General features: G+C 64.9%; 22 protein-coding genes. 10 read left to right on the top strand and 12 right to left on the bottom strand.

Annotation, left to right across the window (positions count from 1 at the left end; genetic code table 11):
* The first annotated feature begins 136 nt into the window (after positions 1-136).
* The 3 genes from BIWAKO_RS16860 to BIWAKO_RS16870 all read left to right on the top strand — a co-directional run bounded on the left by BIWAKO_RS16860 (position 137) and on the right by BIWAKO_RS16870 (position 3,247).
* Positions 137-808, top strand: a complete 672-nt coding sequence (locus BIWAKO_RS16860) for a TetR/AcrR family transcriptional regulator (RefSeq protein ID WP_244523467.1) — start codon at positions 137-139, stop codon at positions 806-808.
* 103 nt (positions 809-911) lie between these two features.
* Complete coding sequence (locus BIWAKO_RS16865) at positions 912-2,891, top strand: methyl-accepting chemotaxis protein (protein WP_069879633.1); 1,980 nt, start codon at positions 912-914, stop codon at positions 2,889-2,891.
* Positions 2,888-3,247 (top strand): tRNA-binding protein, encoded by a 360-nt coding sequence (locus tag BIWAKO_RS16870; RefSeq protein WP_069879634.1) that lies wholly within the window; start codon positions 2,888-2,890, stop codon positions 3,245-3,247. Before BIWAKO_RS16865 ends, BIWAKO_RS16870 begins: the two co-directional genes overlap by 4 nt.
* A gap of 7 nt (positions 3,248-3,254) precedes the next feature.
* Here the strand turns inward: BIWAKO_RS16870 and BIWAKO_RS16875 are convergent, their stop codons facing one another.
* Positions 3,255-4,187, bottom strand: a complete 933-nt coding sequence (locus BIWAKO_RS16875) for a pyridoxamine 5'-phosphate oxidase family protein (protein WP_069879635.1) — start codon at positions 4,185-4,187, stop codon at positions 3,255-3,257.
* Positions 4,188-4,193: 6 nt separating this feature from the next.
* Positions 4,194-4,817, bottom strand: a complete 624-nt coding sequence (locus tag BIWAKO_RS16880; RefSeq protein ID WP_069879636.1) for a glutathione S-transferase — start codon at positions 4,815-4,817, stop codon at positions 4,194-4,196.
* Between the two features lie 99 nt (positions 4,818-4,916).
* Between BIWAKO_RS16880 and BIWAKO_RS16885 the strand changes: the two genes are divergently transcribed.
* On the top strand, positions 4,917-5,825 hold the full coding sequence (locus BIWAKO_RS16885; RefSeq protein ID WP_069879637.1) for a LysR family transcriptional regulator: 909 nt from the start codon (positions 4,917-4,919) through the stop codon (positions 5,823-5,825).
* Positions 5,826-5,898: 73 nt separating this feature from the next.
* Here BIWAKO_RS16885 and BIWAKO_RS16890 read toward each other — a convergent pair whose 3' ends face one another.
* The 3 genes from BIWAKO_RS16890 to BIWAKO_RS16900 form a co-directional block, all read right to left on the bottom strand.
* Positions 5,899-7,266 carry an ATP-binding protein gene (locus tag BIWAKO_RS16890; protein ID WP_371332189.1) on the bottom strand — a complete coding sequence of 456 codons (1,368 nt, stop codon included), beginning with the start codon at positions 7,264-7,266 and terminating at the stop codon, positions 5,899-5,901.
* An 85-nt stretch (positions 7,267-7,351) separates the two neighbouring features.
* The gene (locus tag BIWAKO_RS16895; RefSeq protein ID WP_069879638.1) at positions 7,352-8,080 is read right to left on the bottom strand and encodes a response regulator; all 729 of its coding nucleotides are present in this window, start codon (positions 8,078-8,080) and stop codon (positions 7,352-7,354) included.
* A 110-nt stretch (positions 8,081-8,190) separates the two neighbouring features.
* Positions 8,191-8,709 carry a MarR family winged helix-turn-helix transcriptional regulator gene (locus BIWAKO_RS16900; RefSeq protein WP_069879639.1) on the bottom strand — a complete coding sequence of 173 codons (519 nt, stop codon included), beginning with the start codon at positions 8,707-8,709 and terminating at the stop codon, positions 8,191-8,193.
* 173 nt (positions 8,710-8,882) lie between these two features.
* Between BIWAKO_RS16900 and BIWAKO_RS16905 the strand changes: the two genes are divergently transcribed.
* Positions 8,883-9,770, top strand: a complete 888-nt coding sequence (locus BIWAKO_RS16905) for a branched-chain amino acid aminotransferase (protein WP_069879640.1) — start codon at positions 8,883-8,885, stop codon at positions 9,768-9,770.
* Between the two features lie 40 nt (positions 9,771-9,810).
* Here BIWAKO_RS16905 and BIWAKO_RS16910 read toward each other — a convergent pair whose 3' ends face one another.
* The 5 genes from BIWAKO_RS16910 to uvrC all read right to left on the bottom strand — a co-directional run bounded on the left by BIWAKO_RS16910 (position 9,811) and on the right by uvrC (position 14,347).
* Positions 9,811-10,890 carry a DUF1176 domain-containing protein gene (locus tag BIWAKO_RS16910; protein ID WP_069879641.1) on the bottom strand — a complete coding sequence of 360 codons (1,080 nt, stop codon included), beginning with the start codon at positions 10,888-10,890 and terminating at the stop codon, positions 9,811-9,813.
* Between the two features lie 4 nt (positions 10,891-10,894).
* Positions 10,895-11,350 (bottom strand): molybdenum cofactor biosynthesis protein MoaE, encoded by a 456-nt coding sequence (locus tag BIWAKO_RS16915; RefSeq protein ID WP_069879642.1) that lies wholly within the window; start codon positions 11,348-11,350, stop codon positions 10,895-10,897.
* Positions 11,351-11,369: 19 nt separating this feature from the next.
* The gene (gene moaD, locus BIWAKO_RS16920; protein WP_069882566.1) at positions 11,370-11,621 is read right to left on the bottom strand and encodes a molybdopterin converting factor subunit 1; all 252 of its coding nucleotides are present in this window, start codon (positions 11,619-11,621) and stop codon (positions 11,370-11,372) included.
* Between the two features lie 26 nt (positions 11,622-11,647).
* The gene (gene pgsA, locus BIWAKO_RS16925; protein ID WP_043232683.1) at positions 11,648-12,259 is read right to left on the bottom strand and encodes a CDP-diacylglycerol--glycerol-3-phosphate 3-phosphatidyltransferase; all 612 of its coding nucleotides are present in this window, start codon (positions 12,257-12,259) and stop codon (positions 11,648-11,650) included.
* Between the two features lie 66 nt (positions 12,260-12,325).
* Positions 12,326-14,347 carry an excinuclease ABC subunit UvrC gene (gene uvrC / locus BIWAKO_RS16930; protein ID WP_069879643.1) on the bottom strand — a complete coding sequence of 674 codons (2,022 nt, stop codon included), beginning with the start codon at positions 14,345-14,347 and terminating at the stop codon, positions 12,326-12,328.
* Between the two features lie 154 nt (positions 14,348-14,501).
* On the opposite strand from uvrC, the gene BIWAKO_RS16935 reads away from it, so the two are divergent.
* The 5 genes from BIWAKO_RS16935 to BIWAKO_RS16955 all read left to right on the top strand — a co-directional run bounded on the left by BIWAKO_RS16935 (position 14,502) and on the right by BIWAKO_RS16955 (position 18,806).
* Entirely contained in the window at positions 14,502-15,518 is a 1,017-nt protein-coding gene (locus tag BIWAKO_RS16935) for an NADP-dependent oxidoreductase (RefSeq protein ID WP_069879644.1), read from the top strand.
* 185 nt (positions 15,519-15,703) lie between these two features.
* Positions 15,704-16,543 carry a prolipoprotein diacylglyceryl transferase gene (gene lgt, locus BIWAKO_RS16940; RefSeq protein ID WP_176733341.1) on the top strand — a complete coding sequence of 280 codons (840 nt, stop codon included), beginning with the start codon at positions 15,704-15,706 and terminating at the stop codon, positions 16,541-16,543.
* Complete coding sequence (locus BIWAKO_RS16945; RefSeq protein WP_069879645.1) at positions 16,540-17,634, top strand: class I SAM-dependent methyltransferase; 1,095 nt, start codon at positions 16,540-16,542, stop codon at positions 17,632-17,634. Before lgt ends, BIWAKO_RS16945 begins: the two co-directional genes overlap by 4 nt.
* A gap of 20 nt (positions 17,635-17,654) precedes the next feature.
* The gene (gene pgeF / locus BIWAKO_RS16950; RefSeq protein WP_069879646.1) at positions 17,655-18,428 is read left to right on the top strand and encodes a peptidoglycan editing factor PgeF; all 774 of its coding nucleotides are present in this window, start codon (positions 17,655-17,657) and stop codon (positions 18,426-18,428) included.
* Positions 18,429-18,518: 90 nt separating this feature from the next.
* Positions 18,519-18,806 (top strand): hypothetical protein, encoded by a 288-nt coding sequence (locus BIWAKO_RS16955; protein WP_069879647.1) that lies wholly within the window; start codon positions 18,519-18,521, stop codon positions 18,804-18,806.
* 108 nt (positions 18,807-18,914) lie between these two features.
* On the opposite strand, the gene BIWAKO_RS16960 is transcribed toward BIWAKO_RS16955, so the two are convergent.
* A complete protein-coding gene (locus BIWAKO_RS16960) occupies positions 18,915-19,661 on the bottom strand; it encodes an SDR family oxidoreductase (protein ID WP_084651494.1) in 747 nt (248 codons plus the stop codon).
* A complete protein-coding gene (locus tag BIWAKO_RS16965; protein ID WP_244523468.1) occupies positions 19,654-20,484 on the bottom strand; it encodes a glycosyltransferase family 2 protein in 831 nt (276 codons plus the stop codon). The genes BIWAKO_RS16960 and BIWAKO_RS16965 overlap by 8 nt, the downstream gene beginning before the upstream one ends.
* Positions 20,485-20,515 lie beyond the last annotated feature (31 nt).

Consider the following 20,515-nt stretch of genomic DNA (forward strand, 5'->3'; position numbering starts at 1 on the left):
TCCTCGGCCGTGATCCAGACCTACCTTTCCGTCATCGCTTTGCGAATGGAGAGGTCCGATGGCCCGCAAACCCGCTTCAACCAAAGCTGAAAAGCCTGCTGCAGGCGCGCCGCCCGCCGACTCGCGGAAGGCGGTGGTGGACGCGCTTTTCAATCTTGCGGCCGCGCGGCCGTGGGACGAGATCGAGCTCGGCGATATCGCTGGCGAGGCCGGCGTCTCGCTTGCGACGTTGCGCAACCTGTTTCCGTCCAAGCTCGCCATTCTCGGCGGGCTGACCCGTATCGTCGACGATGCGGTGCTCGCTGGCCAGTCCGATGACCTCGCAGACGAATCCTATCGTGAGCGGATGTTCGACCTGGTCATGCGCCGCCTCGATGCTCTTGCCCCTTACAAGACCGGCCTGCGGCGCGTGATGCCGGCGCTGCGGCGCGATCCCCTGGCACTCGCGGCTCTCAATCGCGGTGCGGTCAATTCCTGGCGCTACATGCTCGCTTCGGCGGGGATCCCGACGGAGGACGCGCTGGGAGGCGTGCGCGTGCAGGGTGCGGTGTTGCTGATGGCGCGTGTCGCGGACGTCTGGCTCGACGATGACGAAACGGAACTCTCCCGGACGATGGCGCGTCTCGATCGCGAACTGAAGACTGCGAGTTGGGTGATGTCGCGGGCCGAGGACATCCATCGGCTCACGGCTCCGTTGCGCGGACTTGCCCGTGCCTTCTGCGGAGCCCGTCCGCGGGTCCGCCGTAGGGAGCGCGGGGAGGATGGCCGCCGGGGTGAGGATAACGAGGATTTCGCCCCCGCCATCTAGCGTAGCCGTGCGCCCGTAAAATGAGGCGAAAACGAGGCAGAATTAACAAGGCCTTAGTTGTTGCCCGCGAAGTGTGAAGAATCACACGTCGCGAGGCTCATCCATGCCGTTTCTGAAGAAGCTTGCTGCCTTGTCTATCGGCCGTTCGTTCGGTCTCATCGCCATTCTTTCCGCCGTCCTAGCCATCGGCGGGGTGAGCTTCACGCTCGTCCAGGCCCGCAACGAGATGATCGCCCTCAAGCGCGTCGAGATGAAGAACGCAGTCGAGGCGGCTGCATCGACGGTCAACAGCTATCTGGCGCGGGCTGAAAAGGGTGAGCTGAAGGATGCCGAGGCGAAGAAGATGGCGCTCGACGCCATCTCGGCCGCGCGCTTCGACAACGGAAATTACTATTTCGTCGTCAACTTCGACGGCATCAGCGTTCTGCATGCCAACAAGAAGATCGAGACGACGGACATGATGCCGTTGAAGGATGCGACAGGAAAGTTCTTCGTCAAGGAGATGGTCGAACTCGCCAAGGCAAAGGGCACGGGATTTCTCGACTATTTCTGGCTGAGGACGAGCGACAAGGAGCCGTCTCTCAAGATTTCCTATGTCGTCTCGGTGCCGAAATGGAACTGGGTCGTCGGTTCCGGGCTGCATGTCGACGATGTCGACGCGGCCTTCCGTGGCATGATGCTCGACGTGGCCAAGGTCCTGGTTCCGCTTGGGCTGCTCATGCTTGGCCTGGTCGTGTTCCTGAGCCGCCGCTCGTCGAGCATGCTGACCTCGCTCGCGGACACGATGAACGAACTTGCGACCGGAAACCTGAAAAGCGCGATCGCGCATCAGGAGCGTGGCGACGAGATCGGCAGCATGGCGCGTGCTCTCGTCGTCTTCCGCGATGCGGCTCTGGCGAAGGAGGAGGTCGAGGCCGACAAGCAGCGCGTCGAGGCGCAGGCGAGCGCGCATCGCGACGCCACCGACCTGGAACGTCGCCGCAACGAATCCGAGCGAGCCCAGAGTTCCGCCCAGCAGGAAACGGTTGTCCGTGCGCTCGGGGCGGGCCTCGAACACCTCGCCGAGGGCGACCTGACCTACCGGATCGCGGATGTCTTTGCCGCCGACTACGTCAAGCTCAAGGACGACTTCAATGGCGCGATCGCCCGACTTCAGGAGACGATGCGCCAGATTGCGACCAATACCGAAAGCATGAAGGCAGGTTCCGGCGAGATCAGCCAGGCGGCCGATGACCTCGCCAGCCGGACCGAGCAGCAGGCCTCATCGGTGGAGGAGACGGCGACGGCGCTCGACGAACTCACCGCTACCGTGCGGCAGACCGCCGAAAGCGCGCGCCTCGCAAGCCAGGCGACCACTCAGGTCAAGACCGAGGCCGAGCAGTCGACCCAGATCGTGCGCGACGCCGTTTCGGCCATGGGCGGCATCGAGAAGTCCGCGGATGAGATCTCGCAGATCGTGGGTGTCATCGACGAGATCGCCTTCCAGACCAATCTGCTGGCCTTGAATGCCAGCGTCGAGGCGGCGCGCGCGGGCGATGCCGGCAAGGGTTTCGCGGTCGTGGCTTCCGAGGTCCGGGCACTGGCGCAGCGTTCTGCCGAAGCGGCCAAGGAGATCAAGGGACTGATCACGGCTTCGACCGTCGAGGTGGACAAGGGGGTTGCGCTGGTCGGCCAGACCGGGAATGCGCTTCAGCGGATGGCTGGCGAGATCACCCGCGTCACTGCGCTGGTCGCCGAGATTGCGTCGGCAGCGCAGGAGCAGGCGGCTGGGCTCCAGGAGGTCAACAACGCCGTCAACGAGATGGACCAGGCGACGCAGCAGAATGCCGCCATGGCGGAGGAGTCGACGGCGGCGGCGCATGCGCTGTCGCAGGAGGCCGATCGCCTGGCTGCCCAGGTCGCGCGCTTCAGGCTTGGCGGAGACGTTGCCGGATTGCAGGATATGGCACGCAAGATGGCGAGCGTCGTCCCGCCCGCTCCTCGCGCAGCCTCCCCCAGCCGCAAGCCTGCCGCCCACCACGGGGCGGCGCCCGCCCGCAAACTCGAGCCGAGCGCACATGATCGCGCCTGGGAGGAATTTTGAGTACGAAGTCCGTATCGCCAGAGACGATCAGCTTCGACGATTTCCTTAAGGTCGACATTCGTGTCGGCACCATCGTCGAGGCACTGCCCTATCCCGAGGCACGCAAGCCGGCCTTCAAGCTGGTGATCGATTTCGGCGGGGAGATTGGTCTGAAGAAATCGTCGGCGCAGATCACCACGCACTATCGCTGCGAGGATCTTCCGGGCCGCCAGATCCTCGCCGTGGTCAATTTCCCACCGCGTCAGATCGGCAAGTTCATGTCGGAGGTCCTGACGCTCGGCATGCCGGACGGCAACGGCGAAGTCGTATTGATTGGGCCCAGCCTCGCCGTCCCGAACGGCGGCAGGCTCTACTGACATGGGCTCAGGCAGCGGAACGGTCCCGCTGCCATGTCCCGGTTTCCAATGTGGTCGGCGCCGGTTCTGCTGCCGACCAGTTGAAGGGCAGGGCGCGCTTGCGCCGCCAGGCGCGTGCGACGCGAAAGCGCCAGAGCCGCTGCGAGCCAATCAAGGATCGGAGCTCCGGGCCGTTCCAGACGATCTCCGTTTCGCCCTGAAGCTGAATGATGTCGCCCGTCGCGAAATCGGGAATGAGCAGCGCGGCGCGCGGCTCCAACAGCAGATTACCGAACGTGTTGAAGTAGCTGTTACCGGTGAAATCGGGGATCGTCAGGACGTCACCGTCGATCCGGACAAAGCCCGGCCGGCCACCGCGATGCGAGATGTCGACACCCGCGGCTGATCCGCCCTGCGGCCCCGACGAACTGGCGATGAACAGGGTATCTACGGCTTCGATCACAGTCCGGGCAGCCGCATCCAAGCGGGTCAGTGGCTCCACCACCTCCGGCAAGCGGGCAATAGCTGTCGGGACGCGGGTCTGGATGTATTTCGCACAGTTCCCGAAGCTCTGAGAAACCTCGACCGATAGACCGTCGGCATCGCGTGCGGCAACGATGCCGTTGGCGCGGTTACGTCGCCTCGTCGTGAGTTCGAGGCCAAGCAGGCCGACGGGACGGTCCGTTTCCAGCGCTGCGGCCGCCGGATCGGCTGCCGAGGGCAGCGCGGCGATGCGCAAGCGGGTTGGCGCAGGGCTTTGCACGAAGCCGGCTTCTCCGCACAGCACGGTTGCGATCGGCCAGCCGTCGCGATCGAGCCCGCCGACGAAAAGATAAGGTAGGAGCGGAAAGAAGGCCCTGTGCTGGTCCGGCATGAGGGGGCGGATGCCGGCTCCGCGCGAGAACAGTCCCGCGCGGGCCTGTGCATCGCGCTCGCCTCGATGGAAGGGGGACGCGTCCATGGCGCATCATCCCTCGGCGGGGAGCGGTGAGGGAGGGATCGGCTTGAAGAAGGGCAGAGCCTCGATCCGCGCGGTCCAGGCTCTCACGGCCGGGTAGGGCTCAAGCGAGATGCCGCCTTCCGGAGCGTGCGCCACATAGGAATAGCAGGCAAGGTCGGCCAGCGTCGGCTGCTCCGCCGCGAGGAAGGCGCGCTCTTCCAGGTGACTTTCCATGAAGGTGAGCAGCCGCGTGGAGATCCGTTCGGCGCGGGCGGGATCGTCCTTCAGTCCAAACTGGGCGATCAACCGAGCGGTCGAGGGACCGTGCATGACCTCTCCGGCTGCGATCGAGAGCCAGCGCTGGACCTGGGCCGCGGCGAGTGGCTCGCCTGGCAGCCAGGCGCTGTCCGGAGCGTAGCGCTTCACCAGATAGACCATGATCGCGTTGCTGTCGGCCAGCGTTAGCGCCCCATCCTGAAGCACCGGGATCTGGCCGAGCGGATTGAGCGCGAGAAAGGCTTCGCTCCTGCGCACATCAGCCGGAGCCGAAACGACGCGATAATCGAGTCCGAGTGCCAGCAGCAGCAACTCAACGCGATGGCCGTGGCCAGAGAGCGGCGTGCTGTGAAGGGTGATGCCGGTTTGTGACATGGGGTGACCTCCAGAGGTGAGGCCACAGTCTCTTTGTTTCAGTTCACGAACAAAATACGCCATTCTTGAAAGTCAGAATTCCAATTATAGGAACATTGATTGGACCGCCTCGACGAACTGGCGATCTTCGTCGCCATCCTGGATACTGGCAGTCTCGGGGGTGCGGGTCGGCAATTGCGGCGCTCGCGTCCGGCGGTGACGCGGGCTCTTGCCGGGCTCGAGGAACGCGTCGGTGCACGTCTGATCGCCCGCACCACACGCCAGCTCACTGCGACGGATGCCGGGCGCGAACTCGCGACCTCCGCCAGACGGATGCTGGCCGATTACGAGGCGTCGATGTCGGGTGTCGCTGCGGCCCCGGTTCGTGGCCTGCTGCGCGTCACTGCGCCGATGGCCTTTGGCCGGCGCCATGTCACGCCGCTGGTGACGGAGTTCCTGGACCTGAATCCCGAGGTGCAGGTCGAACTCGTGCTGGCCGACCGTAATCTCGACATGATCGATGAAGGGCTGGACGTCGCAGTCCGGATCGGACCCTTGCCGGATTCGCGGCTGGTCGTGCGAAAGGTCGGCGAGGTCAGGCGCCTTCTGGTTGCGGCTCCATCCTATCTCGCAAGCCGTGGCGTGCCGGCGCGCCCCTCGGACCTGCTGCAGCATGACACCATTGCCAGCGTGGCAGCAGGGCAGGGCATGCTCTGGCGTTTTGGCGGATCGGCGCGCGGGTCGAGCGTTGCAGTCGCGCCTCGGTTCATCGTCAACGAGATCGAATCGGGCCTGATTGCGGCCCGCGCCGGTCGCGGGCTGGCACGGCCGCTTTCCTATCAGGTGGCAGACGACATTGCCGCGGGGACGTTGGTGCGGCTACTGCGCGAGTTCGAGCCGGCCCCGCTGCCTGTGCATCTCGTTGTTCCGAGCGGGCAGCATCTGGCGGCTAAGGTAAGGGCCTTCCTTGATCAGGCGGCCGCGTATTTCCAGCGCCTCGGCGTGATCCGGCCCGAGGGCGTGTCATAAGGTCCAGCGAAGCCCGAGATGGCCGAGACGACAGCGCTCCCCCGCGAGCTCACGGGGCGTGATGTCGCGCAGATCAGACCGGAAGTCGGACGGTGGCGCGCAGGCCGCCCAGCGGCGAGTCCGCCAGGATGATGTCGCCGCCATGGGCGCGGGCGATGTCACGGGCAATGGCAAGGCCGAGGCCCGTGCCGCCACTGTCGACATTGCGGGCTTCATCCAACCGGAAGAACGGGCGAAATACGTCCTCCCGCAACCCAGCCGGGATGCCTGGGCCGTCATCGTCGATCATCACGATCAAATAGCGGGCGTCGTGCGTGGCGCGAATGGCGATGCGATCACCGAAGCGCGCCGCGTTGGAGACGAGATTCGTCAGCAGGCGGCGAATGGCGTCCGGCCGAATCACGACCAGGGGATCGCCGACGACTTCAAGCTCGGTCTGATGGCCCTGCCGTTCGGCATTGGCCTTCAGGTCTTCCAGAAGGGCGCGAATATCGGTCTCGACCGCAGCCTCGCCGGCGTCGCCGCGGGCGAAGGCGAGATAGTCCTCGAGCATACGGCTCATCTCGTCCACATCCTTCTCCACCGCGTCGATCTCCGAGGAGCGTTCGAGCAGTGCGAGTGAAAGCTTGAAGCGAGTGAGGATCGTGCGCAGGTCGTGGCTGACGCCGTTGAGCATGGTCGTGCGCTCGCCGACCGAGCGTTCGACGCGGCGTTTCATTTCGATGAAGGCGTTGCCGGCACGCCGGACCTCGCGCGCTCCGCGCGGCCGGAAATCGGAGTCGCGTCCCTTGCCAAAAGCCTCCGCAGCGTCGGCCAGGCGCAGGATCGGCCTGATCTGGTTCCGCAGGAACAAGACGGCGATGGTCAGCAGGATCAGCGACGTACCAATCATCCAGATCAGGAAGATATGGCTGTTCGAGGCATAGGCCTGGCTGCGCCGCGTCAGCACCCGCATCACGTTCGGCCCAAGCTTGATCCTGATCTCGATCAGGCTGGAGCGGCCGACCGTATCGAGCCAGAAGGGGCGTGCGACCTGCTGGCTCAGCTCCGTCGAGAGTGCACTGTCGAGCAGCGAGAAGAACGGCCGGGGGCCCGGTGGCGGCAGATCGGCATCGGGGATGATGTCGACATCCAGGCCGAGCCGCTCCAGCGCGATGCGGCTGAGCACGCTCGCCTGCGCATCCTGCGGATAGCTCTCATAGACGTCGATCAGCGCCGCGATATCGGCCGAGACGGCCGAGGACAGGCGTTGCGTCACCGTCTGCCAGTGCCGTTCCATGAAGACATAGGCGATGACCGACTGCAGCAGCACGACCGGCGCAATGACGATGACGAGGGCGCGCGGATAGAGGCCCTTCGGCATGTAGCGGCCGATCATCCGAAGCGGCCGGCCGCCGAGCTTGAGCACGGGCCTGAGCATGCGTGCGAGCCCGGCTCGCATGTATTCCATCGCGGTCCCGACCCGTCGAAGACCAAGGCCGACAGCCTGAGCCCAGCGCATGCCACGCGCGCCGCCTTGCATCGATTCAGCCCCGATCCGTGACCAGCCGGTAACCTACACCCCGAACGGTCTGGAGATAGAGCGGGTCGGCTGGGTCGCGCTCGATCTTGCGGCGCAGCCGGTTGATCTGGACATCGATGGTGCGGTCATTGGCCGCCGAGCCCTGCGCCGCGAGCTGCTCGCGCGGGACATGCTCGCCCGCGCGCTCGGCCAGGGCCGTCAGGATCTCGCGCTCGCGCTCGGTGAGGCGAATGGTTTCCTCGCCATGGCGCAATTCGCCCCGGGCGAGACCGTAGATGAAGGGGCCGAAGCGGACGAAATCGGGGTGGCTGCCCGATTGCGGAGCATCCACGACGATGGTTCGCTTGAGGATGTTGCCAAGCCTCAGGATGAGCTCGCGCGGCTCGAAAGGCTTGGTGAGATAGTCATCGACACCGATTTCCAGCCCATTGATGCGGTCGGCGCTATCGGCGCGCGCGGTCAGCATCAGGATCGGGGCGTTGGAACCGCCGCGGAAGCGGCGAGCAAAATCGAAGCCGTTCTCGCCGGGCATCATGATGTCGAGCACGATGGCATCGAAGACGAGATGGGCAAGGCGCGAATCGGCCTCGGCCGCATTGGCGGCCGTGGTGACACGGTAGCCGTGATCGCCGAGAAAGCGCGCCAGCAGGTCGCGCAGGCGGCGGTCGTCATCGACCACGAGGATATGCGGGGCCTCGTCGGGGACCGGCTTCAGGGCCTTGGCTGCGGTCATCGGGCTTGGTCCTCTTCGTAGCCGGAGCGCGATCCCCGCTGCCGGGAGACCAGGATCCCCCGGTTTGGCGACGGAGCCATGTCCGGCTTGGATGCTCTTCGCCGCGCAGCTCACACCGGCGTAGCGAGAAAGCCCAGTACCTTCTTGCGTTCGGCGGGATCGATCAACCCCGCGAGATAGCGCGCCACCTGCTCGCCTGCCTCGGGGCCGACGGCGCTGAGCGCCGCATTGATCCGTTTGCCCTGGAGACGCGCCAGCCTCACGGCCAGCTCCTTGCCGGTATCCGTCGGATAGAGGTTCCGCTGGCGCTTGTCCTGCGTGCCCATGCGGGACTCGACGAAGCCGGTCTCGACAAGCTCCTTCAGCACGCGGTTGAGGCTCTGCTTGGTGATCTGCAGGATGTCGAGCAGTTCGGCGATCGTCAGGCCTGGGCGCCTCTGCACGAAATGCAGCACGCGGTGATGCGCCCGCCCGAAGTCGTAATCCGCCAGGATGCGGTCTGGGTCGCTGACGAAATCGCGGTAGGCGAAGAAGAAGAGTTCGATCAGGTCGTAGGGTACGTCCTCGGCGGGCGCGGGCCGGGGCGCATCGGTCGATCGGACTTGCGTGTCAGTCACGAGGCGCTCCATATTTTACGTCAGCTATGTTGACATATCTCAGACGGAAGATTACCGGTCAAGCATCCGGGGCGATTGATTATGTCGCTTTCGGTTGCTGCAGCGCAGTAATTGTTCAGTGCTTGCGCGCCCTACGCCCCTTGTGGCCCAGTTCGGCGCATGAAGACTCGCAGAGGAGTTGCCCCATGTCTGTCATTCCTTTCGACCAGCGCGACGGCGTGATCTGGTTCGACGGCAAGCTCGTGCCGTGGAAGGACGCCAAGGTGCACGTACTGACCCACGGATTGCATTACGGCTCCTGCGTCTTCGAGGGCGAACGCTCCTATGACGGGGTCATCTACAAGTGCACCGAGCATTCGCAGCGCTTCCACAAGTCGGCCGAGATCATGGATTTCACGATCCCCTATTCGGTCGCCGAGATCGACGCGGCCAAATATCTCTGCCTCAAGGAGAACGGCCTCAAGGATGCCTATCTCCGTCCGGTCGCCTGGCGCGGCTCGGAGATGATGGCTGTGTCCGGCATGAACAACCGCATCCATACCGCGATCGCGGTCTGGGAGTGGCCGAGCATGTTCGACATGGCCCAGAAGCTGAAGGGCGTGCGGCTCGACATCGCCGATTATCGCCGTCCCGATCCGGCCTGCGCGCCGGTCCATGCCAAGGCTGCCGGGCTCTACATGATCTGCTCGCTCTCCAAGCACAAGGCGGAGCGGGCCGGCTATGCCGACGCGATGATGCTCGACTGGGAAGGCAATGTCGCCGAATGCACCGGCGCCAACATCTTCTTCATAAGGGATGGTGTGGTTCACACCCCGACCGCCGACAGGTTCCTGAATGGCATTACCCGCCAGTCCGTGATCGATCTGTGCCGGGCACGCGGTTTCGAGGTGGTTGAGCGGCGCATCCGCCCGGAGGAGCTCGAGGGCTTCTCGGAATGCTTCATCACCGGCTCGGCCGCCGAGGTGACGCTGGTCTCAGAAATCGGGCCCTACAAGTTCATCACCGGCAATATGGGCAAGGTGATCATGGAAGATTATTCCGCTGCGGTGAGGCCAGCCTCCAAGGCAGCGTGAGCGATCGAACAAAGGCCCGGTCGAGAGACCGGGCCTTTTGCTACTTGGCGAGTTTCACATCGCTTCGATAAAGCGTCGGCCAGTCCTCCGGATCCACGCCGCGGCATTCCGGCATCTCGCTCAAGGCGGTCAGAACGAAGCCCGAGCCGGTCCAGGCATAGTTGCCGGCACTGCCGCAATCCCCGATGCCGCGCGCCTTGCCGAAGAAGCCGACCTGTCCGGTAGCGGGGTCGAAGCTGGCATTGATCAGGAGATTGTCGCTGTTGGCGCCAGGTTGAGGGAACGCGACCTTCTTGGCTTTTGCGACATCAGTGCCGGTCACGCTCCAGAAGCCGGTCGTGGCATTGTAGGCGCCGCGCGAGCAGAGCAGGCCAACCAGCTTCGTGGAGGCGTCAAGCGACCAGACATTGTCGGAATCGGAGTCCGCGTCGTCGCAAAGGTCGGGGTCGCGCTGCTTGAGGTGTTTGCGCAGCGCAACCGCCATGGCCTTCGTTGCCTTGGCGTCAGGCGCAGGAAACCCGGCAGTCGCCCGCGCGGCGATCACAGGCAGGGCCGGCGCCGCAGGCACGGTCGTGGCCGGGCCTTTGCGGATCAGTGCGCTCGTGCCGCCAAGCCTGCCCTGTTGCTCGTCGACCCAGAGCATGGCGGCGACCGACCCCGCGAGCGAGATATCATAGGTCTTGCCGGCAAGCTTGGCCGTCAGCCGGGTGGCCTTTCGCGCTGCGGCGATAAGGGCCTCGGTATCGGCGTCGGACAGCAGTAGGGTTGCGCTGTCCTCACCCTCGCGACGGGCGGGCAGGCTCTTGCCTGCGGCAGGGAAGGGGGCGCCATCCAGAAGCAATTGTACGGTGAGCGGGGCCTTGAGCTGCTCACCTCTGAGACGCAGGGAGAGCGAGGCTGCGCTGGCCGGTCCGGCAGAGCGCTCAAGCTTCAGGAAGCCGACATCGCTCGCTGCTTCCGCGGGCAGCGACAGGGCCGTGCAGCCCCTGAGATTGTCGCATCCGGCGATCCAGTCACGGAAGGTCCTGGTGCCGGTTTCGGCGGCTTGGGCGTGGCCCAGGCCGAGCAGGGTGGTTGCGGCGATCGCGGAGATCAGCGGGGTCGTCGGTCGGCCAGGCATTCATTCAGTTCCAGCGTGCTGCGGCGGTATCATCGTCGGCCTTGGCTTCGACCCATCCGCCGATGGTGCCGTCGCTCAGGTGCTCGCGCTTCCAGAACGGAGCCCGGGTTTTGAGATAGTCCATCAGGAATTCGGCGGCCTCGAAGGCGGCGCGGCGATGACGTGATGCGGCGACCACCAGCACGATCTGCCCCCCCGGCCTGATCAGCCCGTAACGATGGATGGCGACCAGACCAGTGAGCGGCCAGCGCTCGACTGCCTCCGCTGTCACGCGCCCGATCTCGGCCTCGGCCATGCCGGGATAATGCTCAAGCTCGAGCGCTGCCAGTTTGCCACCTTCATCGCGACAAAGCCCGGCGAAGGTGACGACCGCGCCGATATCGGTTCGGTCGCGGGTCAGCGCAGCGACCTCGGCGTTGAGGTCGAAATCCTCGCGCTGGATGCGGACGACCGGAGTCATGGCGTGGGTCCGGCTTGCCTCAGCCGCCCGTCATCGGCGGGAAGAAGGCGATCTCCCGGGCGCCTGCGAGGGAGGTTTCCGGCTTGACATGGACATGGTCGATCGCCGCACGCACGATCGCGGCGTTCTCGAAGGCCATCTCGTAGCCCTCGTCGCGGCCTCTCAGCCAATCCACGAGATCTGCCACGGTTCGTGCCTCGTGGGGCACCTCAACCGTCTCTTCCGCAACGCCGATGCGTTCACGGACCCAGGCGAAATAGACGAGCTTCAGGGTTCGGGTCTCGGTCAAGCTGTCGATCATGATGCGCGTTCGTCCTCGTCCACCAGATGGCGGATTCCGGAGTTCAGATAATCCCACCCGGTATAGATGGTCAGGATTGCCGCCAGCCACAGCATGACGATGCCGATCTGCGTATTATAGGGCAGAACCTTGTCGCCGGCGGGGCCGGCAACGAGGAAGCCGAGCGCCAGGAGTTGCGCCGTGGTTTTCCATTTCGCCACTTTGCTGACGGGAACGCTGACCTGGAGTTCGGCCAGGAATTCGCGCAGGCCCGACACCAGGATCTCGCGACAGAGGATGACGATGGCTGCCCAGAGCGACCAGCCATAGATCGTGCCGTCTGCGACCAGCATCAGCAGCAGCGCACAGACCAGAAGCTTGTCGGCGATCGGATCGAGCATACGGCCGATCGCCGAATGCTGGCTCCAGGCCCGGGCGATCCACCCGTCGAGATAGTCCGTCACGGCCGCTGCGACATAGATCGCCAGGGCGATCCAGCGCATCCAGTCGTCGCGCGGCCAGAACAGCAGCGCCACCAGCGCCGGAATCGCTGCGATCCGGCCGTAGGTCAGCAAATTTGGCAGGGACCAAGGACCCCGCCGCCTGATGGCATCTGGAAGAATCGTCACGGGGAACACCAAAGCAGCGCGCTTGTGACAGCGTCAACACGCAATCCCGCGAGGCGTGCACGAGCCTTACGCATCGTGAAAGAAATCGTGCACCGCCTTGGCGGTGGCGGCATTGACGCCGGGCGTGCGCATCAGGTCGTCGAGCTTGGCGCGCTGGATCGCCTTGACCGTGCCGAAATGCAGCAGAAGCGCCCGTTTTCGCGAGGGGCCGATGCCTGCGATCTCGTCGAGCGGGTTCTTGGTGATGTCGCGCTTGCGCTTGGCACGATGCGTGCCGATGGCGAAACGATGGGCCTCGTCGCGCAAGCGCTGGATGAAATAGAGGCCGGGGTCGCGCGGCGGCAGCTTGAACGGCTCCTTGCCAGCCATGAAGAACGTCTCGCGCATGGCGTTGCGGTCGGCACCCTTGGCGATGGCGACGAGCGGAATATCGGTGACGCCGCATTCGGCCATGATCAGGCGCGCGGCCTCGAACTGGCCCTTGCCGCCATCGACGATGACGAGATCGGGGCGCGAGGGAAAGGCGGTTTCGTCCTGAGCTTCGGGGGGAGAAGCAGGAGATTCAGCGACAGCGATATCGGCAGCGTCGCCGCCCTCCGCTGCGGCGCTCTCCTTCGCCAATCGCGAGAACCGCCGTTTCAGCACCTCTCGCATCATGCCGAAATCGTCGCCGGCAATGGTGTCGGAGGAGATGTTGAAGGTGCGGTAATGGCTCTTCATGAAACCGTCGGGACCGGCGACGATCATGCCGCCGACCGCATTCGTCCCCATGATGTGGGAGTTGTCGTAGACTTCGACGCGGCGCGGCGGCTTTGGCAGCCCGAAGGCTTCGCCGAGCGCGGCAAGCAGACTCTGCTGCCCGGCGTTGTCGGCGAGCTTGCGGGAGAGCGCCTCATGCGCATTCTTCCCGGCGTGGGCGACGAGATCGAATTTCTCGCCACGTTTGGGCGCCGCGATCTCGACCTTGCGGCCGGCGCGAGCCGAGAGTGCTTCGCCGATCAGTTCGATCTCCTCGACCTCATGCGAGAGCAGGACGAGGCGTGGCGGCGGCTTGTCGTCGTAGAACTGCGTGACGACCGAGGCCAGCACCTCGGCGGGCGTGAGGCTCTTGTCGGCACGGGGGAAGAGGGCGCGGTTGCCCCAGTTCTGGTGGTTGCGGAAGAAGAAGATCTCGACGCAGAAATGCCCGGCCTGTTCATCGATGGCGAAGACATCCGCCTCTTCGACGCCCTGGGTGTTGATATCCTGGCCGGCCTGGACCGCCGAGAGTGCCGCCAGCCGGTCGCGGTAACGCGCGGCCTGCTCGAATTCGAGCGCCTCGGCCGCCGCCTGCATGCGCTCCGACAGCGTGCGCTTCACGGTCGAGGAGCGGCCTGACAGGAAATCGCGCGCCTGATCAGCCAGTGCCTGATAATCGGCGTGCGAGATTTCGCCCGTGCAAGGCGCGGCACAGCGCTTGATCTGGAAGAGCAGGCAGGGCCGCGTGCGGTTCTCGTAATAGCTGTCGGAGCAGGAGCGCAGCAGGAATGCCTTCTGCAGTGCGTCGATCGTGCGTTTCACCGCCTGGGCCGAAGCAAACGGCCCGAAATAATCGCCCTTACGGTGCCGTGAGCCGCGATGCTTGGCGATCTGCGGGGCAGGGTGATCGCCCGTCAGCAGGATGTAGGGAAAGGACTTGTCGTCGCGGAGCAGGACATTGTAGCGCGGCCGGAGCTGCTTGATCAGGTTGGATTCGAGCAGCAGCGCCTCGGTTTCCGTTCCCGTGGTGACGAATTCCATGTTCGCCGTCTCGGAGATCATCCGGGCAACGGCGTTGGTATGGGCTAGCCCACGCGCATAGGCCGTGACGCGGTTCTTCAGGCTCTTGGCCTTGCCGACATAGAGCACCTCGCCGGCCCGATCGAACATACGGTAGACACCGGGCTTGTTCGGCAGGTGCTTGGCGAAGCCGGCGATGACCTCGATGCCGTGCTTCAGTTCGGAGGGGGGTGTCTCGCCGGCATCGATGGTTGCGTCAGGGAGCGGGAGGCCATCCTCCTCGTCCTCGATCTCGTCTTCCGGCAGGTCGTCGGTGCGCTGGCGATTCATGAGCCCGATGTAAGATGCCCGAGGCGTTTCGTCATGTCAGGAGCGTGCTCCACGATGTCGCAAAATGCACGGGTGAGGTGGTGCTCCCGGAGCAGCGTTGCTCCCATATGAACTGACCAATCCAAATGACGCGCCCCAGGGAGGACGAAACCCCATGCCCCAACAGGATAATCTCCGGATCGTTCTGGCCGCTCGCCCGGTCGGCCGGCCACGCCCCAGCGATTTCAGGCTCGAGCACGCAGCTGTTCCCGAGGCTTCCGACGGCCAGGTGGTTCTGCGCATCCTCTATCTCTCACTCGACCCCTATATGCGCGGGCGCATGAGCGATGAGAAATCCTATGCCGCTCCGGTGGCGATCGGCCAGGTGATGGAAGGCGGGACCGTGGCGGAGGTTCTGGAGAGCCGCCACCCCGACTTCAAATCGGGCGATATCGTGCTTTCGCATTCCGGCTGGCAGTCCTACGCGGTGGCCGACGGCGCTAATCTGCGCAAGATCGATCCGGCCGCCGCGCCGATCACGACGGCGCTGGGCGTGCTCGGAATGCCGGGGTTCACTGCCTATGCTGGTCTGTTGACGATCGGCCAGCCCAAGGCGGGAGAGACCGTGGTCGTGGCCGCCGCCAGCGGGCCTGTGGGATCGGCCGTGGGGCAGATCGCGCGGATCAAGGGCGCCCGCGCCGTCGGGATCGCCGGTGGCGAGACGAAATGCGCCTTCATCCGTGAGACCTTCGAATTCGATGCCGTCGTCGATCACAGCGCTCCCGATTTCGCCGACCAACTGGCAGCGGCCTGTCCGAATGGCATTGACGTCTATTTCGAGAATGTCGGCGGCAAGGTCTGGGACGCGGTGTTTCCGCTGCTGAACGGCTTTGCCCGCATTCCGGTTTGCGGCCTGATTGCGCAGTATAACAGCACGGGTGATTTCGAAGGCCCGGACCGGCTGCCCATCGTCATGCGCCAGGTCCTGACCAAGAGCCTGACGATCCGGGGCTTCATCCAGCGTGAGTTCGTCGCGCAGCGCCCGGCCTTTGAACGGGAGGCGTCCGGCTGGATCGCCGGAGGCGCCCTGAAATACAAGGAGGACATCGTGGAGGGCCTCGCCCAGGCGCCTGAGGCGTTCATCGGCCTGCTCGACGGGAAGAATTTCGGCAAGCTCATCATCAAGGTCTGAGCGGGGCAGGCGGGTACGCGAGCGCCCTTTTTGCTTGACCACTCTGCCTCCCCCCGGCCATGTCGCGGCAGGTTTTCCATCGTGCAGTCATCCCGGCCGTCCCTTGGGTCGCCCGGGATGACGTGTGACGGGCGGTGCGCCACCGCCCGAGCGAGACCGCGACTTCCGCCACCGGACCCTTGCCCATGCCCGTATTCGCCATCCCTTTCCCGGTGATCGACCCGGTCGCGCTGCAACTCGGACCGCTGTCGGTCAAATGGTATGGCCTCGCCTATGTCGTGGGGCTGATTGGTGGCTGGTGGTATGCGCGCCGGCTGGTCTCGACGCCGGCGCTGTGGGGGGGCTCGAAGCACCCCGCGGCAGAAGAACTCGATGACATGCTGCTCTGGGTCGCGCTTGGCGTGGTGCTCGGCGGGCGCATCGGCTTCGTGCTGTTCTACGACCTTGAGCGCTATCTCGCCCGGCCGCAGGATATCATCGCGGTCTGGCAGGGCGGCATGTCCTTCCATGGCGGGTTACTGGGGGCGGCGACGGCGCTGTTCCTGTTTGCGCGCCGGCGCGGGCACCCGGCGCTGAGCGTCTTCGACCTCGCCGCCGCCGTCGTTCCGATCGGGCTTTTCCTCGGGCGCATCGCCAATTTCATCAATGCCGAGCTCTGGGGGCGGCCGGCACCGGGATTGCCCTTCGCCATGGTTTTCCCCAATGCCGGGCCGCTGCCGCGCCATCCGAGCCAGCTCTATGAGGCGCTGGGCGAGGGCATCCTGCTCTTCATCCTGCTCGCGCTCGTCGTCCGGGCCGGCGGCTTCAAGCGACCCGGCCTCGTCGCGGGTGTCTTCGGCATGGGTTATGCGGTCGCGCGCATCGTCTGCGAGTTTTTCCGCGAGCCGGATCCGCAGCTCGGCTTCCTGTTCGGCGGAAGTGTCGATGCGCTGAGCGGGGGCATCACCATGGGCATGCTGCTGTCCGTGCCGCTATTCCTCGCCGGGCTCTATCTGGCGCTGCGCGCCAGACGGGCTGGCGCGTGAATGCGCTCAAGGCGGAGATCATCCGCCTGATCCAGGACGAGGGCCCGCTCAGCATATCGCGCTATATGGCGCTTTGCCTCGGCCATCCCCGTCACGGCTACTACATGACCCGCGACCCTTTCGGTGCCGAGGGAGACTTCACGACGGCGCCCGAGATCAGTCAGATGTTCGGGGAGCTGATCGGGCTGTGGGCGGGTGCGGTCTGGCGGATGATGGGCGAGCCTGCGAGCCTGCGCCTCGTCGAGCTTGGGCCGGGCCGTGGCACGTTGATGGCCGATGTGTTGCGGGCCGCGCGGATCGTTCCGGGTTTTCGGGAGGCGGTCTCCGTGCATCTCGTCGAGATGAGCCCCGTGCTGCGGCAAGTCCAGGCTCGGACCTTGACCTCCGCGGCCGAGCCGGTCTGGCACGACAGCATCGGGACTGCGCTGGACGGGCCGACGATCCTCCTCGCCAACGAGTTCCTCGACGCGTTGCCGCTCGATCAATTCGTGCGCGCCGGAGATGGCTGGCGCGAACGTCTGGTCGGAATCAATGCCGCAAGCGATCTGGCATTCGGGCTCTCCCATGCGCCGGAGTCTGCACTTGGCGTTGCCGCTCCGGAGGGAAGCATCTTCGAACAGCCGACCGCAGCGCTTGATGTCGTGACGACGGTGAGCGGCCATCTCACCGAGCAGGGCGGCGCTGCGCTGTTCATCGACTACGGTTCCGGGCGTTCGGGCTTCGGAGATACGCTTCAGGCGGTCCATCGGCATCGAATGGTTGATCCGCTTGCCGATCCCGGTGAGGGCGACCTCACAGTTCATGTCGATTTCGAACGGATGGCGCAGGCTGCGCGGCGGGCCGGGGCTGCGGCGCATGGACCGGCGATGCAGCGTGATTTCCTGTTGGCGCTGGGGCTGGCGGAACGTGCGCAGGCGCTCTGCGGCAGAGCGCGACCGGAGCAGGCGGAGGCGATCCAAGCGGCTTTCGCACGGCTCACCGCCATCGGCGCGACCGAGATGGGTGAATTGTTCAAGGTTCTGGCATTATCGGATTCACGACTGCCATTGCTGCCCGGATTTGACCTTCATCAGATGCCAGAGCAGGGCTGACGCCTGAGCCGGAACCCGCCATGTTCATCACTTCGCCTGATCTTTCCGCCGAACACGGCATTGCGCATGCCTTCTTCACCCGCGAGGGCGGTGTATCCTCGGGCATCTACGCCTCGCTCAATGGCGGCCTCGGTTCGGACGACGACAAGGCGCTGGTCACGGAGAACCGGGCGCGCATGGCGGCTCACCTCAAGGTCGAGCCCACGCATCTCGTCAGCGTGCACCAGGTCCATTCGGCAGATGCTGCGGTCGTCACCGGCCCGTGGCTTGGGGAGAAGCCGAGGGCCGATGCCATGGTGACCACGGCCCACGGCGTGGCGCTTGGCGTCTCCACCGCTGATTGTGGCCCCATCCTCTTCGCCGATAGCGAGGCGGGCGTCATCGGCGCCGCCCATTCTGGCTGGAAGGGGGCATTCACGGGGATTGTCGGCGCGACTGTGACCGCGATGGAGAAGCTGGGCGCGCGTCGCGAACGCATCCTGGCGGTGCTTGGGCCAACGATCAGCGCCAAGGCCTATGAGGTTGGGCCGGAATTCATCGAGCGCTTCAAGTCGGAGAATGCGACCTATGCGCGCTTCTTCCATGCCTCAGAGCATCCTGCACGCGCCATGTTCGATCTGCCTGCCTTTATCGCTTTCAAGGCACAGGAGGCCGGCATCGGCCGCTTTATCGACCTCGATCTGTGCACCTATGGCGATGAGCGGCGCTTCTTCAGCTATCGCCGGACGACGCATCGGCAGGAGCCGGACTACGGTCGATTGATCTCGGCGATCACGTTGACGCGACCGAAATAGGCCGGCTTTCGGCCGGTTCAATCTCAAGTTGCTTCGAGAAACGGCCGGAGTCATCCTCCCAAAGCCATGCATCATGGCTTTGGGGGTCTCATGGAACAGCTTCTGATCAACCTCGTCGCAGGCGCGCTGGGTGGCAATGCTGCGGGTAAAGCCTCGTCCAGCTTCGATCTCGGAACTCTCGGAAACACCATCGCCGGTCTGGTCGGCGGCGGCGTTCTCGGCCAGTTGGTACCCATCGTGTTGCCAGCCATCACGGCGGCCGCGGCGGGCGGTAATCTCAGCGTAGGCGGTATTCTGTCGAACCTGATCGCCGGCGGCGCCGGCGGCGCGATTCTGACCGCCATCATCGGCGCGATCAAGAACAAGGCCGCAGCCTGAGTTTCACAGTGCCGACGTCGCGCAGCTCGCGCGGCGTCGGCAGCTTGCCGGTTCAACGAGCGGGGCCGCCTTTCCGCTCATCGTCTTGCAGATGACGTGGGTGGTGCGTCAGGTCACGATATCAGGGGTTCGCCAGGCCAGGTGCTGGCCGTTGTCGACGGCGATCATTTGCCCCGTGACCGATCGGGCGCGGGCGAGATAGAGCACCGCCCCGGCGATATCTGCCGCGTCGACCTTCCTTTGCAGCAGCGATCCCGCGGCCTCGCGCGCGAGCAAGGCCTCGCCGTCCTGCGGATTCGGAAAGGTCGGCCCTGGTCCGACGGCGTTCACGCGAATCCGCGGCGCCAGCGCCTGCGCCATGGTGGTCGTTGCCGTGAGAAGCGCCGACTTGGTCAAGGTATAGGAGTAATATTGCGGCGTCGGCTTCCAGACCCGCTGGTCGATGATGTTGACGATGCAGCCTTCGCGATCCGCCGGAAGATGGTTGGCCATCGCGCCGGCGAGCACCGAGGGCGCGCGCAGATTGGTCGAGAACTGCCGGTTCCAGGTCGGCACGTCGATCGTGCGGATGTCGTCGACCAGAAAACTGGAGGCGCTGTTGACCAGCAGGGTCACCGGGCCAAGTGCTGCTTCGGCCGCCGGAATGATGGTGTCGACGGCCGCGGGATCGGCCAGGTCGGCAGCGATGGCGATTGCCTGACCGCCCCGACCGCGCACGTCCGCTGCGAGCGCTTCGGCCTCGACCTGCGATGTGCGGTAGTGGATCGCAACCGCGTAGCCCGCATCCGCAAGGTGCTCGACGATGGCGCGTCCAATCCGGCGGGCTCCACCGGTGACGAGCGCGACCTCAGCCATTGCGTGCATCTCTATCGGAGTGACGCTTGAGGCGCCGTTCCCAATGTTTCGCTGCGCGCAAGTAGCGGTAGAATGCGTAGTTCATCGCTGTCATGAAGCCATAGACACCGCGCAGGGCGTGACGCCGGCCGATATAGGCCTTGACGAAATTGGCCGGGAACTCGGCGACCAGCCGGAATACCGAAAGGGTCTCGCCGCGCTTGTCGAGATCGTCGGCCTGAGCGTCGCTGTAGTTATTCAATTTCGCCATCTGCTCGCCAAGCGAACGCACGGAGTAATGATGCACCGTGCCCTTCAGCCTGCCGATGCGGGCATCCGGGGAGAGATCGACGCGGTCGTGGACCGGCGACGGCGAGTAGCGTCCCTTATCCTTCCGGTAGAGCCGTACCGGCGACAAGGCATAGGTGAAACGATGCGGCGCGCGCTCGCCAGGGAAAATCTCGGCGATGCGGGTCCGGTAGGCATCCGCCGGTGGATCGCCATGAGCAAAGAGCGCTGCAATCTCGACGGCCATCTCCCTGGGCACGACTTCGTCCGCGTCCAGGTTCAGAAGCCAAGTATAGCGGCACTGGTCTTCCCCGAAGCGCTTTTGCTGACCGTAACCCGGCCAGGCATTGAAGATCACGCGGGCGCCGCATTGCTCGGCGATTGTCTGCGTACCATCGGTCGACCCTGAATCGATCACGACGATGTCATCGCTCAGCTCTCGCACGGCCGCGATGGTACGACCGATTCTGTCGGCTTCATCCCGAGCAATTATGAATATAGAAAGCGGCGGCACCGATCTGGTCCATTCCGTGATTGGGCTGCAAGGCTTAAGCACGCAAGCTCAGAACGAGCAAGCGAAGGGCAGT

The organism is Bosea sp. BIWAKO-01, from assembly GCF_001748145.1.
Lineage (GTDB): Bacteria > Pseudomonadota > Alphaproteobacteria > Rhizobiales > Beijerinckiaceae > Allobosea.